Raw genomic sequence first — 15,147 nt, forward strand, 5'->3', positions numbered from 1 at the left:
CAGGCACCTTTATCCCTGTGGGAGCAGGCTCGCTCCCACAGATTTAAGCGCGTTAGCTGTCTTCTTCTATGTCCAGCAACAAATTCTCCAGCGCCTCGCGGTACTCGCCCGGCTCTTTCCACATCCCCCGCTGCTGCGCTTCGAGCATGCGCTCGGCCATGTCGCGCAAGGCATGGGGATTGTGTTCGCGGACAAACTCCCGGGTTGCCGGATCAAGCAAATAGGCGTCCGCCAGCAACGCATATTGGTGATCGTCGATCAACTGCGTGGTGGCGTCGAACGCAAACAGGTTATCGACCGTCGCCGCCAGTTCGAACGCGCCTTTATAGCCGTGACGCTTGACCCCGTCGATCCATTTCGGATTGGCTGCCCGGGAACGGATCACCCGGTTAAGCTCTTCCTTCAAGGTGCGGATCTTTGGCAAGTCCGGCTGACTGTGGTCGCCGTGATAACTGGCCGCCGCTTCACCGCTGAGGCTTTCGACGGCCGCCAGCATGCCACCCTGGAACTGGTAATAATCGTTGGAATCGAGCAAGTCGTGCTCGCGGTTGTCCTGGTTTTGCAGCACTGCCTGCACCTGGCTCAGACGCTGGGCGAATTGTTCGCGGGCGGCGGTGCCTTCGTCAGAGCCGCCGTAAGCGTAGCCGCCCCAGTTCAGGTAAACCTCGGCCAGGTCTTCGCGGCTTTGCCAGAGGCGACCGTCGATGGCGCCCTGCACGCCCGCTCCGTAAGCACCCGGTTTGGCCCCGAAGATGCGCCAGCCGGCCTGCCGCCGCGCCGCTTCTTCATCCAGACCGGAATCCAGCAGCGCTTGCCGCTCAGCGCGGACCTTGGCCGCCAACGGGTTGAGATCGTCCGGTTCATCCAGCGCGGCGACCGCTTGCACGGCGGCGTCGAACAGCCGGATCAGGTTGGCAAAGGCATCGCGGAAGAATCCGGAGACCCGCAAGGTCACATCCACGCGCGGGCGGTCCAGCAGGCTCAACGGCAGAATCTCGAAATCATCGACGCGCTGGCTGCCAGTGGCCCACACCGGTCGCACGCCCATCAGCGCCATGGCCTGGGCGATGTCGTCGCCGCCGGTGCGCATGGTCGCGGTGCCCCAGACCGACAGACCGAGCTGACGCAGGTGATCACCGTGGTCCTGCAAGTGCCGCTCAAGAATCAGATTTGCGGATTGGAAACCGATGCGCCACGCGGTGGTGGTCGGTAGGTTGCGCACATCCACCGAATAGAAATTGCGCCCGGTGGGCAGCACGTCCAGACGACCGCGACTCGGTGCGCCGCTCGGGCCAGCCGGGACGAATCGACCGCTGAGGGCGTCGAGCAGACCGCGCATTTCCGCCGGGCCGCAGGCGTCCAGGCGTGGAGCGACGACTTCGCGCAGGCTGTCGATGATGGCATGCACCTCGGACCAATTTGCTTTCTGTGGGAGCGAGCCTGCTCGCGAAAGCGGTGGGTCAATCGACATCAATGTTGAATGATCAACCGCTTCGCGAGCAGGCTCGCTCCCACAGGGACCGGGGTTGGTTTGAGGCGTGCTCAGTGCCTGCGAGATCAGCTGCGCGGCGAACAGTTCCAGACGCTCACGGGTATCGCCCGCCGTGCGCCAGGCTTCATCGCTGGTCGACAACAAGGCATCCGGCCGAGGACCGCTCCAGGGCTCGGCCAAAACGCAATCCAGCGGATCGAAGCCCAACGCGAACGCCTTGGCCAGAGCCCGCAGCAAGCTCGATTGCGCCCCACGACCGTCGCCGCGAGGAATACGCAGCAAGGCCAATAAGGTGTCGATTCGCAACCGCCCGGTCGGCGATTCGCCAAAAATGTGCAGGCCATCGCGAATCTGCGACTCCTTCAAGTCGCACAGGTAAGTATCCAGACGCGGCAACCAGATCGCCGCATCGGCGTCACTGTCGAGCTTTTCGTCCAGCTGCAGTTCACGGTCGATGTGCGTGTCGCGCACTAGTTGCAGAATGTCGCGTTGCAGCTCCCGGGCGCGGCGCGGATCGAGCAATTGCGCTTCGTAATATTCGTCGGCCAACAATTCGAGATTACGCAGCGGACCGTAGGTTTCAGCGCGGGTCAGCGGCGGCATCAGGTGATCAATGATCACGGCCTGCGTACGGCGCTTGGCTTGGGCGCCCTCGCCCGGGTCGTTGACGATAAACGGATAGATGTTCGGCAGCGGTCCAAGCAATGCGTCCGGCCAGCAGTTTTCCGACAACCCGACGCCCTTACCCGGCAGCCATTCGAGGTTGCCGTGCTTGCCGACGTGGATCACACCATGAGCGCCGTAGGTGTTGCGCAACCAGAAGTAAAACGCCAGATAGCCGTGAGGCGGCACCAGGTCCGGGTCGTGATAGACCGCGCTCGGGTCCACCTGGTAACCCCGGGCCGGCTGAATGCCAACGAAAGTCAGGCCGAAGCGCAGACCGGCAATCATCATTCGTCCGCCACGGAACATTGGATCGTTTTCGGGCGAGCCCCAGCGCTCCAGCACGGCTTGGCGATTGGCCTCGGGCAGCGCGTTGAACATCAGGTTGTAGTCGTCCAGCGCGAGGCTTTGTTGGCAGGGACGCTGGTCGAGGGTGTCGAGGTCGTTGCTGACGCCACCGAGCAATTGCTGGATCAACGCGGTGCCGCTGTCCGGCAACTCGGCCGGCAGCGGATAACCTTCGGCGTGCAGCGCTCGGAGGATATTCAGTGCGGCGGCCGGTGTATCGAGACCCACGCCATTGCCGATACGCCCATCGCGAGTCGGGTAGTTGGCGAGGATCAGGGCGATGCGTTTTTCGCCGTTGGGCACTCGCGCCAGATCGATCCAGCGCCGCGCCAACTCGGCGACAAAATCCATGCGTTCCGGTTGCGGCCGGTAGCAGACCACGTCGGACTGACTGCGCTCGCTGCGCCAGGCCAGGTCCTTGAAGCTGATAGGCCGACTGATGATCCGCCCGTCCAGCTCCGGCAGCGCGATGTGCATCGCCAGATCCCGCGGGCCGAGGCCTTGTTCGCTGGCGCGCCAACCGGGTTCATTGTCCTGGGCGCAGATCGCCTGAATCACCGGAATATTGCGGCGGAACGGCCGCAGGTGCGGTGTTTCGGGGCTGGACTGGGCGAAACCGGTGGTGTTGAGAATCACCCCCGCCTCGACTTCATCCAGCAAGTCCTCAACCACCGTCAGGCAGCCGGGCTCTTTCAGACTGGCCAGCGCGATTGGCAACGGGTTCAACCCCGCCGCCTGCAAACGCTGGCAGAAAATATCGATGAAACAAGTGTTCGCCGCCTGCAAATGCGAGCGGTAAAACAGCACCGCCGCCACCGGCTGATCAGCTTGCCAGTCGGCTTGCCAATCGCTCAGTTCAGCGGGGCTTTTTTGCGGGTGGTATATCGCGGTGCGTGGCAGGGTTTGCGGCTCGGACCATGGGTAGTCGCGGCCCAGCCAGCGATTGGCGAGACAGCGAAACAGGTCGAGCGCATTGGCCATGCCGCCCTGACGCAGGAAGTGCCAGAGCCGATCGCGGTCTTGCGGAGTTACGGTGCTCAGGTCACTGAGTTCCGGGTCCGGGCGATCATCCCCCGGCACCAGAATCAGCTGCACGCCGCGCTCGGACAATTCCACCAGACGCTCGATGCCGTAACGCCAATAGGCGATGCCGCCGTGCAGCGAGATCAGAATCACTTTGGCGTGGCGCAGCACTTCGTCGACGTAGAGATCGACCGAGGCGTGATTCTGCACCTGCATCGGGTTGGCCAGACGCACGCTCGGGTAATCATCGGGCAACTGCTGCGCCGCTTCGGCGAGCAACGCCAGGCTGGAATCGCCGCTGCACAGGATCACCAGTTCGGCGGGGGTTTGTCCAAGGTCGGCAATGTTGTCGTCCGACACGAAACCGCCGGGCTGGGTCCTGAGCAGGTGCATGGTTTAAACGCTGAGCGCGGCGCGCAATTGCGCTTCGAGCGCAGCGGCATCCAGATCCTGACCGATCAACACCAGACGGGTGGTGCGTGCTTCTTCAGCGCCCCACTGACGGTCGAAGTGCTTGTCGAAACGCGTGCCCACGCCCTGGATCAGCAGGCGCATCGGCTTGTTCGGCACCGCGGCAAAACCTTTGACCCGAAGGATGCCGTGCTGGACCACCAATTGAGTCAGCGCGTCCATCAGCAGGCTTTCGTCGGCTTGCGGCAGTTCGATAGAGATGGAGTCGAATGCGTCGTGGTCGTGCTCATCGTGATGACCGTCTTCACCTTCGTGGTGATGATCGTGATGGCTGTGGCGGCTGTCGATGTGTTCTTCGGAACCGGCGCCGAGGCCGATCAGCACGTCCAGTGGCAGACGACCGCTGCTGGCTTCGATGACTTTCACCGCTGGCGGCAGCTCTTCGGCGACTTCCAGGCGCACGCGGGCCAGGTCTTCAGCGCTGATCAGGTCGGCCTTGTTGAGGATCACCAGGTCGGCGCTGGCCAGTTGGTCGGCGAACAGCTCGTGCAGCGGCGATTCGTGGTCCAGGTTCGGGTCAAGTTTGCGCATGGCATCGACCTGATCCGGGAACGCAGCGAAGGTGCCCGCAGCGACGGCCGGGCTGTCGACCACGGTGATCACCGCGTCAACCGTGCAGGCGCTGCGGATTTCTGGCCACTGGAAGGCTTGAACCAAAGGTTTTGGCAGGGCCAGGCCCGAAGTTTCGATCAGGATGTGGTCGAGGTCGCCGCGACGAGCGACCAGTTCGCGCATCACCGGGAAGAATTCTTCCTGAACCGTGCAGCACAGGCAGCCGTTGGCCAGTTCATAGACACGACCGTTGGCTTCTTCTTCGGTGCAACCGATCGAGCACTGCTTGAGGATTTCGCCGTCGATGCCCAACTCGCCGAACTCGTTGACGATCACCGCGATGCGGCGGCCCTGGGCGTTGTCGAGCATGTGGCGCAGCAAGGTGGTTTTGCCCGAGCCGAGGAAGCCGGTAACGATGGTGACGGGGAGTTTGGCCAGTGTTTTCATCGGATGCCCTTTGGCAAGGTGGCGGGCATACGGGACGACGACCGCTGCTGCAAATGCGCGCGGAAGATTTCGCCACCGGATCACCCCGCCCGGTTGTAGTGAGAATTCGTTTCGAGGCAGGTCTCCTGGCTGACGGTGTGCCGACCTTGTTGGCCTGGCATTCGCTGCGCCTTCCCGCGAACCTGATGGATCAGGGCTTGCAGTGGCGTGGCAGCGAACATCACCGTTCACAGTTGCGGGGGCAGCCGCGGCATCGACCGCGTTCCCTTCTTAGCTTCGGCAGACGCCGAAGAACCTCGAAAGCGCAAGGCTACGCATCGTGTGGGGGCGGGTCAATGTCTTGTAGCGCCGCCACCGGCCCCATCGCGAGCAGGCTCGCTCCCACATTGAAATGCGGTCACCTGTGGGAGCGAGCCTGCTCGCGATGGAAACGCCTCGGTATCGAGTTGAGACCCCCTGCCAATTGACGCCCAACCCCCGCACATGCTCTCCTACACGCCTTGTTACGGGTGCCCTTCACAGGGTGAAACGGGAAACCGGTGAATCATGTGCTTTACTCTAAAGCCATGTCAGTCCGGTGCTGCCCCCGCAACGGTAAGCGAGTGAAGCGTCAGATCCACTGTGCCTGTCATATGGCATGGGAAGGTGATGCTTGCAGGTTTCGGCGTTAGCCCTGCCCCTCGCGAGCCCGGAGACCGGCCCGCAACACAAAGTGACTTTTACGTTCACTGAATAACAAACCCGCGGTGGGCGGGCGCTGTTCGAAATCTCTGCGTGCCCCGGCGTGCGGAGGTTTTCATGCGCTCTATTCACCCGCTGACAGACCAGAGGGAAGCGCCATGTCGATCATCAGCAGTACCGCCAGCAGCACCGCCAGCACTACTTCAACCCTGAGCCAACGCCTGACCGCCGCTTTTTGTGCGTCGATCCTTGGCGCGTGCCTTGTGTATTTCGCCGGTTTCTCGCACATCGAAGCGGTACACAACGCCGCGCACGATACCCGTCACAGCTCCGCCTTTCCGTGCCATTGAGACCTGCTGACATGATCAAGCGTATTGCGCAAACCGCAGGTTTCAGCGGGCTGCTGGCCGCCCTGCTGCTGACCCTGCTGCAAAGCTTCTGGGTGGCTCCGCTGATTCTGCAGGCCGAGACCTACGAAAAATCCGAGCCGGCCGCTGTCGAAATCCACGAGCATGCCGCGGGTGCTGTCACCGCTCACACCCACGACGCCGAAGCCTGGGAACCTGAAGACGGCTGGCAGCGCGTGCTGTCGACCACCGGTGGCAATCTGGTGGTCGCGGTCGGTTTCGCCCTGATGCTCGCGGGCCTCTACACCTTGCGCGCTCCACGCCGTACCTCTCAGGGCCTGCTCTGGGGTCTGGCCGGTTACGCGACGTTCGTGCTGGCGCCCACCCTCGGCCTGCCACCTGAGCTGCCGGGCACTGCCGCGGCGGATCTGGCGCAACGGCAGATCTGGTGGATTGGCACTGCCGCGTCTACCGCTGTCGGCATCGCGCTGATCGTGTTCAGCCGCCACTGGCTGATGAAGATCCTCGGCGTGGCGATTCTGGCCGTGCCTCATGTGATCGGTGCGCCGCAACCGGAAGTCCATTCGATGCTGGCGCCGCAAGCCCTGGAAGCGCAGTTCAAAATCGCTTCGCAGCTGACCAACATGGCGTTCTGGCTGGCCCTGGGCCTGATCAGCGCCTGGTTGTTCCGCCGTAAAAGCGATGGGCAATACCGCGCATGACTGACGTCAGCACAGCGCCGACCCTGGTGGTCGGCCTGGGCTGCCAGCGCGGCTGCCCCGTCGGCACGCTGCGGGCGCTGCTTGATCAGGCGTTACAGGCTCATCAAATCGAGCTTCGTGAGATCAAGGCCCTGGCCAGTATCGACCTCAAGCGCGAAGAACCCGCCCTGATCGAACTGGCCGAACAGCTGGCATTGCCGCTGATGTACTTCAGCAGCGAACAATTGGCCGGTTATGAACCGCAACTCAGCCACCACTCGGACATCGCGTTCGAACGCACCGGCTGTTACGGCGTAGCGGAAAGTGCGGCGCTGGCATTGGCCGAACAATTGGCTCAGGCACCGGCAAAGTTACTGATTCCACGACAAAAATACGCCCAGGCCACCCTTGCATTGGCCAGCGCCGCGTAAAATCCCCGATAATCCCCACCTTCGATCATGAGCAATCTTCATCTGAAGCCTGCCCATACCCTTTTTCTGACAGGAAACGACGATGACCGTCTACTTCATTGGCGCAGGCCCCGGCGACCCGGAACTGATTACCGTCAAAGGCCAGCGGCTGATTCGTAGCTGCCCGGTCATCATCTATGCAGGCTCCCTGGTGCCCGCCGCCGTACTGGAGGGTCACCGGGCCGAACAAGTGGTCAACAGCGCCGAATTGCACTTGGAACAGATCATCGAGCTGATCAAATCCGCCCATGCCAACGGCCAGGACGTGGCCCGGGTGCATTCCGGCGATCCGAGTCTGTACGGCGCGATTGGCGAGCAGATTCGCTACCTGCGTGAACTCGACATTCCTTTCGAAATCATTCCCGGCGTCACCGCCACCGCCGCCTGCGCGGCCCTTTTGGGCGCTGAACTGACCTTGCCGGACGTATCACAGAGCGTGATTCTGACCCGCTACGCCGACAAAACCGCGATGCCGGCCGGTGAAGAACTGGGCAGTCTGGCGCAGCATGGGGCGACCATGGCGATCCATTTGGGAGTCAATCATCTGGAGAAAATCCTCGCCGAACTGCTGCCGCACTACGGCGCCGATTGCCCGATCGCAGTGATCCATCGGGCGACCTGGCCGGATCAGGATTGGGTGGTGGGGACGCTGGCGGATATTGCCGAGAAGGTTGAAGCCAAGGGATTTCGCCGGACGGCGCTGATTCTGGTGGGCCGGGTGTTGGGCAGCGAACACTTCAGTGAATCGTCATTGTATCGCGCGGGGCGTGCGCATTTGTACAGGCCATAGGGCCCCATCGCGAGCAGGCTCGCTCCCACAGTTGACCGCATTCCAATGTGGGAGCGAGCCTGCTCGCGATGGGGCCAGTGAATTTCACCCATAAAAAAACGGTGCTCACGGGCACCGTTTTTTATGTTTGCAGCGAACACCTTAGTAGTAGGCGTTTTCTTTCTGCGTGTGGTCGGTCACGTCACGAACGCCCTTGAGCTCAGGAATACGCTCGAGCAAGGTGCGCTCGATGCCTTCGCGCAGGGTGACGTCTGCCTGGCCGCAGCCCTGGCAACCGCCGCCGAATTTCAGCACGGCGATGCCGTCTTCGACCACATCGATCAGGCTGACCTGACCGCCGTGGCTGGCCAGCCCCGGGTTGATCTCGGTTTGCAGGTAGTAGTTGATGCGCTCGTTGACCGGGCTGTCGGCGTTGACCATCGGTACTTTGGCGTTTGGCGCCTTGATGGTCAGTTGGCCGCCCATGCGGTCGGTGGCGTAGTCGACTACCGCATCGTCCAGAAATGCTTCGCTGAACGAGTCGATGTAAGCGGTGAAGCTTTTGAGCCCCAGCGCCGTGTCTTCAGGTTTTTCTTCGCCCGGCTTGCAGTAGGCAATGCAGGTTTCGGCGTACTGGGTGCCAGGCTGGGTGATAAAGACGCGGATGCCGATACCCGGGGTGTTCTGCTTGGAGAGCAGATCAGCCAGGTAATCGTGGGCGGCGTCGGTAATGGTAATAGCGGTCATGGAAACTCCTCGCAGGCTTGGACGCAGTTTACGCCAATCATCGCGCCGCACAAAGTCCCAGTGTTTTTGTCGGGAAAGATGCACCTGTCTAAACACCTGATCACCGCCGAATCCCTGTAGGAGATCAAGCTTGCTCGCGAAAGCGGTCTGACAGTCGACATCTACGCTGAATGTCAGACCGCTTTCGCGAGCAAGCTTCGCTCCTACAGGGGGTCAACGGTGTTTCAGAGGTTTTCGTAGCGATTCATGTCCAGCACGCCCTCTTCCACCGGGTCGGTGTCGTGGATGTAGCGGCTCAGATCGTGGAAATACTGCCAGAACTGCGGATGGCTGCGGCGAATGCCCCAGCGCTCGACGATTTTCTCGAAACTGGCAGCGTCCTTCGCGTTTTCCATCGCATCGACGAACGCGGGCAGTTGCCCGGCCGGGATGTTGAACATGAAGTTCGGGTAGCTGCTGAGCACACCCGGATAAATCGTCAACGTATCGAGCCCCGGCTGATAGCGCATCGACTCACCGAGCAGGAACGCCACGTTGCTGTGGGCGCGATTACGCAGCAGGCTGTAGACCTCGCGCTTGCCGCTTTGGGTCTCGATACGCAACATCGTGGCTTCCGGCAACTGATCGATGACCTTCAACCCCGCAGCCGGACGTGAAGTCAGGCGGCTCAAGGCCTGTTCGGCGTTCTGCAAAGCCAGATCGATGTTCGGCCGCGAGCAGTAAGCGCCATCGCAGCGGTTGATCGGGTCGGGCCTGGCATTGAGGTCGCCGTACCGGGCCAGCAATTGCAGGGCGAAATCGCGTTTTGGATCTTTTTCGTCCAGCGTCAGTGCCGTCGGTTTGTCGTTATCGATGTACTCATAATCCAGCCACATCTTGAACTTGCCGCCGTTCTGATACCAATCGTCGAGGTAGCCGTCCCGTGAGTCGGCCGGCATCAGACGCAAGAAGTTCTGCTCGGCACCGTTGCGAATCAGGTCGAAGTACAGCCGGGTCTGGGCCTGATGGGACACGTTGCCGAACACATCGAAGTTGACCGCCAACTGGTAATACGTACGTTCCAGCAATGGGTAATCGAACAGCCACATCGTCTGCGGCACGTCACCGATCAGACCCTTGTTCACCGAGGCGCTGTCGAAATGCCGGAAGATGCTCAGCAGCGCGTTGTCATTGCCGGCCCACAGGGTCGACCAGCTCGGCGCCGACAGATCGGCGTAGCTGTCCCGGCGCAGGGCTTCATATTCGTTGCGTTTGTCGCGGTAGGCGTGCCACAGGCTCAGAACACTGCCGACGTCATCGTTCTGCCCCGGCATCGCCAGCAACGGCGTGGCCTGGCCTCGATAGTTCGGGTCGGTGATGTAAAGGTCATGCTCCGGCGCCTGGAACAGCGCCCAGAAGTTGTCGCGAATCACGTCGGTGGCGATCTGGCCACGGCAGACCGGGCCACGAATAAAGGTGCGCACGAAGTATTCGGCGTTATCGAGCATGAACTGGTAACGCGCCTGAGCCGGGATCGCCTCAAAGGTCGTGAACGGATTGGCCCGTCGCTCCGGCCCGTAACCCGGCAGCGCGTTGACCTGCCAGTTACCGCTGTAAAACAGGCTTTTGATCCGCGCCATCTTCGCCGCGCTCAGCGGATAGATGATGTGGGTCTTGTGCACGATCACGCCTTGCACCGGCCATAAACGGTAGTAAACCTGAGTGCCCGGATCGTCATTCGGACGGCGGGTGTTAATCAGATCGATCGGCTGCCCCGTCGGCGTGCGCGAACGTACCCACTGAAAGAAATGCCCCGGCTCGCCGTCCTTGAAATAGATGTGCGCCAGGAACCAGTGCTCGAACAACCAGCGCCCGACCAGGCTCTCCCGGGCACCCGGCGCGTTGAGGAGGTTTTCCCACTGCACCACCTGCAAGGCTTCCTTGGCGCTGGGTACCAGACCCTGTTCATCAATTGGCGCGCCAGAAGCCAGCCAGCGGTGCAACGTCTGGTATTGCTGATCGGTCAGGCCGGTGACCGCCAACGGCATGCCTTCTTTCGGGTGGGAGCTGGCGTAGCCGTCGAACTCCGCCGGCATGGCGCACATGTTTTCCCGGTTCAGGCCCAGGACGATGTCTTCCGGCAACTTGGCGTTGGGTTGCAACGGGGTTTTGTGGCCCAGTTCAAGCATCCGCGCCATCAGCGCCGCCTGGCTGCCTTGGGCGTCGAGCACCGAATAAAAGCCCTTTTGCTGCCAGGCACGCTTGTCGAAGGCGTCATAAAACAGCCGGGTCGGCGCTGCGGCCTGACTGCGCTCACCATCATAGACAGGCGCCTTCGTCGCGCCCCGGGCCGCCCCTTCGCCACTGCCCAGATTGAGCTGACAGGCGGAGTCGTAGCAGGCATGGCAGGCCACGCACTTTTCAGTGAAGATCGGTTGAATGTCGCGGACGTAGGAAATATCCGGACCTTGTGCAGCGGCGCCCCCGCTTAAAAACAGCATCAATAGGCTGGTGACGACGCGATACGACATATCCCTGGTCCTGATCATGAGAAAACGCCGCGATTCTACCGGTGTGGCCTGCGCACCAACATGAACGATATTCATGCAAAACCCGCACATGCTCCAAAAGCGCACAGGTTTGTTATTATCCCGCCCCTTCGTCATGGCCTTACCGAGTAGTCCAAATGTCCGATCGCAGCGTTCGCCTTCAAGCTCTCAAGCACGCCCTCAAAGAGCGCATCCTGATTCTCGATGGCGGCATGGGTACGATGATCCAGAGCTACAAGCTCGAGGAGCAGGATTACCGTGGCAAACGCTTCGCCGACTGGCCGAGCGATGTAAAAGGCAACAACGACCTGTTGGTGCTGACGCGCCCGGACGTGATTGGCGCTATTGAAAAAGCCTACCTGGATGCCGGCGCCGACATTCTGGAAACCAACACCTTCAACGCCACCCAAGTGTCCCAGGCTGACTACGGCATGCAGGGCCTGGCGTACGAACTCAACGTAGAAGGCGCACGCCTGGCGCGCAAGGTGGCGGACGCCAAGACTCTGGAAACCCCGGACCGACCACGCTTCGTCGCCGGCGTGCTCGGTCCTACCAGTCGCACCTGCTCGTTGTCGCCTGACGTGAACAACCCCGGCTACCGCAACGTGACCTTCGATGAACTGGTGGAAAACTACACCGAGGCCACCAAAGGCCTGATCGAAGGCGGCGCCGACCTGATCCTGATCGAAACCATCTTCGACACCCTCAACGCCAAAGCCGCGATCTTCGCTGTGCAAGGGGTTTACGAAGAGCTGGGCGTCGAGTTGCCGATCATGATTTCCGGCACCATCACCGACGCCTCTGGCCGCACCCTCTCCGGCCAGACCACCGAAGCGTTCTGGAACTCCGTGGCCCACGCCAAGCCGATTTCCGTCGGCCTGAACTGCGCCCTTGGCGCCAGTGAACTGCGCCCGTACCTGGAAGAACTGTCGAACAAGGCCAGCACCTACGTGTCGGCCCACCCGAACGCCGGCCTGCCGAACGAATTCGGTGAGTACGACGAACTGCCATCGGAAACCGCCAAGGTCATCGAAGAATTCGCCCAAAGCGGCTTCCTGAACATCGTCGGCGGCTGCTGCGGCACCACGCCGGGCCACATCGAAGCCATCGCCAAAGCGGTGGCCGGTTATGCGCCGCGTGAAATCCCGGACATTCCGAAGGCCTGCCGCCTGTCGGGCCTGGAACCGTTCACCATCGATCGTAGCTCCTTGTTCGTCAACGTCGGCGAGCGGACCAACATCACCGGTTCCGCCAAGTTCGCCCGGCTGATCCGTGATGACAACTACACCGAAGCCCTGGAAGTCGCCCTGCAGCAGGTCGAAGCCGGCGCCCAGGTGATCGACATCAACATGGACGAAGGGATGCTCGATTCGAAGAAGGCCATGGTGACCTTCCTCAATCTGATTGCCGGTGAACCGGACATCTCCCGCGTGCCGATCATGATCGACTCCTCCAAGTGGGAAGTGATCGAAGCCGGCCTCAAGTGCATCCAGGGCAAGGGCATCGTCAACTCGATCAGCATGAAAGAAGGCGTCGAGCAGTTCATTCATCACGCCAAACTGTGCAAGCGCTACGGCGCCGCCGTGGTGGTGATGGCCTTCGACGAAGCCGGCCAGGCCGACACCGAAGCGCGCAAGAAAGAAATCTGCAAACGCTCCTACGACATTCTGGTCAACGACGTCGGCTTCCCGCCTGAAGACATCATCTTCGACCCGAACATCTTCGCCGTGGCCACCGGCATCGAAGAACACAACAACTACGCTGTGGACTTCATCAACGCCTGCGCCTACATCCGCGATGAACTGCCGTACGCCCTGACTTCCGGTGGCGTGTCGAACGTGTCGTTCTCGTTCCGTGGCAACAACCCGGTGCGCGAGGCGATTCACTCGGTGTTCTTGCTGTATGCGATCCGTAATGGCCTCACCATGGGCATTGTCAACGCCGGTCAGCTGGAGATCTACGACCAGATCCCGGCCGAGCTGCGCGACGCCGTCGAAGACGTGATCCTCAACCGTACCCCGGAAGGCACCGACGCCCTCCTCGCCATCGCCGACAAGTACAAGGGCGACGGCAGCGTCAAGGAAGCCGAGACCGAAGAGTGGCGCAACTGGGACGTCAACAAGCGTCTGGAACACGCGCTGGTCAAGGGCATCACCACCCACATCGTCGAAGACACCGAAGAGTCGCGCCTGTCCTTTGCTCGCCCGATCGAAGTGATCGAAGGCCCGCTGATGTCCGGCATGAACATCGTCGGCGACCTGTTTGGCGCCGGCAAAATGTTCCTGCCGCAGGTGGTGAAATCCGCCCGCGTGATGAAGCAGGCCGTGGCGCACTTGATCCCGTTCATCGAGCTGGAAAAAGGCGACAAGCCGCAAGCCAAGGGCAAGATCCTCATGGCCACGGTCAAGGGCGACGTGCATGACATCGGCAAGAACATCGTCGGCGTGGTGTTGGGCTGCAACGGCTACGACATCGTCGACCTCGGCGTGATGGTGCCGGCGGAAAAGATCCTGCAAGTCGCCAAAGAACAGAAATGCGACATCATCGGCCTGTCCGGTTTGATCACGCCTTCGCTGGACGAAATGGTTCACGTGGCCCGCGAGATGCAGCGTCAGGACTTCCATCTGCCGTTGATGATCGGTGGCGCAACCACGTCCAAGGCGCACACGGCGGTGAAGATCGAGCCCAAGTACAGCAACGACGCGGTGATCTACGTCACCGACGCCTCCCGCGCCGTGGGCGTGGCAACGCAGTTACTGTCGAAGGAACTGAAGGCCGGTTTCGTCGAGAAGACTCGCCTGGAATACATCGAGGTTCGCGAGCGCACCGCCAACCGCAGCGCCCGTACCGAACGCTTGAGCTACCCGGTGGCCATCGCCAAGAAACCGCAGTTCGACTGGAGCACCTATACGCCGGTCAAGCCGACGTTCACGGGTGCCAAGGTGCTGGACAATATTGATTTGAAAGTCCTCGCCGAATACATCGACTGGACACCGTTCTTCATTTCCTGGGACCTGGCCGGAAAATTCCCGCGCATCCTCCAGGACGAAGTGGTCGGTGAAGCCGCCACCGCGCTCTATGCCGACGCCCAGGAAATGCTCGCCAAGCTCATCGACGAGAAGCTGATCAGTGCCCGTGCGGTGTTTGGTTTCTGGCCCGCCAACCAGGTCCGCGACGACGACATCGAACTGTATGGCGATGACGGCAAGCCGTTGGCCAAGTTGCATCACTTGCGCCAGCAGATCATCAAGACCGACGGCAAGCCGAACTTCTCGCTGGCCGACTTCGTTGCCCCAAAGGACAGCGAAATCATCGATTACGTCGGCGGGTTCATTACCACTGCCGGTATCGGCGCTGAGGAAGTGGCCAAGGCCTATCAGGACGCTGGCGACGATTACAACTCGATCATGGTCAAGGCGCTGGCCGACCGCTTGGCCGAGGCCTGCGCCGAATGGCTGCACCAGCAAGTGCGGAAGGATTACTGGGGTTATGCCCAGGATGAAACGCTCGATAACGAGGCGCTGATCAAAGAGCAATACACCGGCATCCGCCCTGCTCCGGGCTACCCGGCCTGCCCGGATCACACCGAGAAAGCCACGCTGTTCAAACTGCTGGACCCGGAAGCGGAAGAACTCAAGGCTGGCCGCAGCGGTGTGTTCCTCACCGAGCACTACGCCATGTTCCCGGCGGCAGCGGTCAGTGGCTGGTACTTCGCGCACCCGCAGGCGCAGTACTTCGCCGTGGGCAAGATCGACAAGGACCAGGTGCAGAGTTACACCTCGCGTAAAGGCCAGGAGTTGAGCGTGACCGAGCGTTGGCTGGCGCCGAATCTGGGTTATGACAACTGAGAGCTCTTGATAACGGGAGCGTGCGTACTCGCTCCCGTTATCGGTCAATCAGATGCCACT

At 61.4% G+C, this 15,147-nt stretch carries 9 protein-coding genes and 2 riboswitches; of the genes, 5 read left to right on the plus strand and 4 right to left on the minus strand.

Annotation, left to right across the window (positions count from 1 at the left end; translation table 11 throughout):
• Positions 1-52 precede the first annotated feature (52 nt).
• Both cobN and cobW read right to left on the minus strand, forming a co-directional pair.
• On the minus strand, positions 53-3,919 hold the full coding sequence (gene cobN, locus ACYZT2_RS16270) for a cobaltochelatase subunit CobN (RefSeq protein ID WP_461965564.1): 3,867 nt from the start codon (positions 3,917-3,919) through the stop codon (positions 53-55).
• A gap of 3 nt (positions 3,920-3,922) precedes the next feature.
• Positions 3,923-4,996, minus strand: coding sequence for a cobalamin biosynthesis protein CobW (cobW, locus tag ACYZT2_RS16275; protein WP_461965566.1), 1,074 nt, complete (start codon positions 4,994-4,996; stop codon positions 3,923-3,925).
• 98 nt (positions 4,997-5,094) lie between these two features.
• Positions 5,095-5,310: riboswitch (cobalamin riboswitch) on the minus strand.
• Positions 5,311-5,486: 176 nt separating this feature from the next.
• A riboswitch (cobalamin riboswitch) is annotated at positions 5,487-5,714 on the plus strand.
• A 121-nt stretch (positions 5,715-5,835) separates the two neighbouring features.
• On the opposite strand from cobW, the gene ACYZT2_RS16280 reads away from it, so the two are divergent.
• From ACYZT2_RS16280 to cobM, 4 genes are all read left to right on the plus strand, one after another.
• Positions 5,836-6,027: a CbtB domain-containing protein gene (locus tag ACYZT2_RS16280; RefSeq protein WP_095053480.1), complete on the plus strand. Its 192-nt coding sequence runs from the start codon at positions 5,836-5,838 to the stop codon at positions 6,025-6,027.
• 11 nt (positions 6,028-6,038) lie between these two features.
• A complete protein-coding gene (locus ACYZT2_RS16285; RefSeq protein ID WP_461965568.1) occupies positions 6,039-6,746 on the plus strand; it encodes a CbtA family protein in 708 nt (235 codons plus the stop codon).
• A complete protein-coding gene (locus ACYZT2_RS16290; RefSeq protein ID WP_461965570.1) occupies positions 6,743-7,156 on the plus strand; it encodes a cobalamin biosynthesis protein in 414 nt (137 codons plus the stop codon). The genes ACYZT2_RS16285 and ACYZT2_RS16290 overlap by 4 nt, the downstream gene beginning before the upstream one ends.
• A gap of 82 nt (positions 7,157-7,238) precedes the next feature.
• Complete coding sequence (cobM, locus tag ACYZT2_RS16295) at positions 7,239-7,985, plus strand: precorrin-4 C(11)-methyltransferase (protein ID WP_461965572.1); 747 nt, start codon at positions 7,239-7,241, stop codon at positions 7,983-7,985.
• Between the two features lie 141 nt (positions 7,986-8,126).
• On the opposite strand, the gene nfuA is transcribed toward cobM, so the two are convergent.
• Both nfuA and ACYZT2_RS16305 read right to left on the minus strand, forming a co-directional pair.
• On the minus strand, positions 8,127-8,711 hold the full coding sequence (gene nfuA / locus ACYZT2_RS16300; protein ID WP_007898222.1) for a Fe-S biogenesis protein NfuA: 585 nt from the start codon (positions 8,709-8,711) through the stop codon (positions 8,127-8,129).
• A gap of 224 nt (positions 8,712-8,935) precedes the next feature.
• Positions 8,936-11,221 carry a fatty acid cis/trans isomerase gene (locus ACYZT2_RS16305; protein ID WP_461965574.1) on the minus strand — a complete coding sequence of 762 codons (2,286 nt, stop codon included), beginning with the start codon at positions 11,219-11,221 and terminating at the stop codon, positions 8,936-8,938.
• Positions 11,222-11,376: 155 nt separating this feature from the next.
• Here ACYZT2_RS16305 and metH point away from each other — a divergent pair, with 155 nt between their 5' ends.
• Complete coding sequence (metH, locus tag ACYZT2_RS16310) at positions 11,377-15,087, plus strand: methionine synthase (protein ID WP_461965576.1); 3,711 nt, start codon at positions 11,377-11,379, stop codon at positions 15,085-15,087.
• The last annotated feature ends 60 nt before the right edge of the window (positions 15,088-15,147 follow it).

This window comes from Pseudomonas sp. MDT1-85 (genome assembly GCF_054898065.1).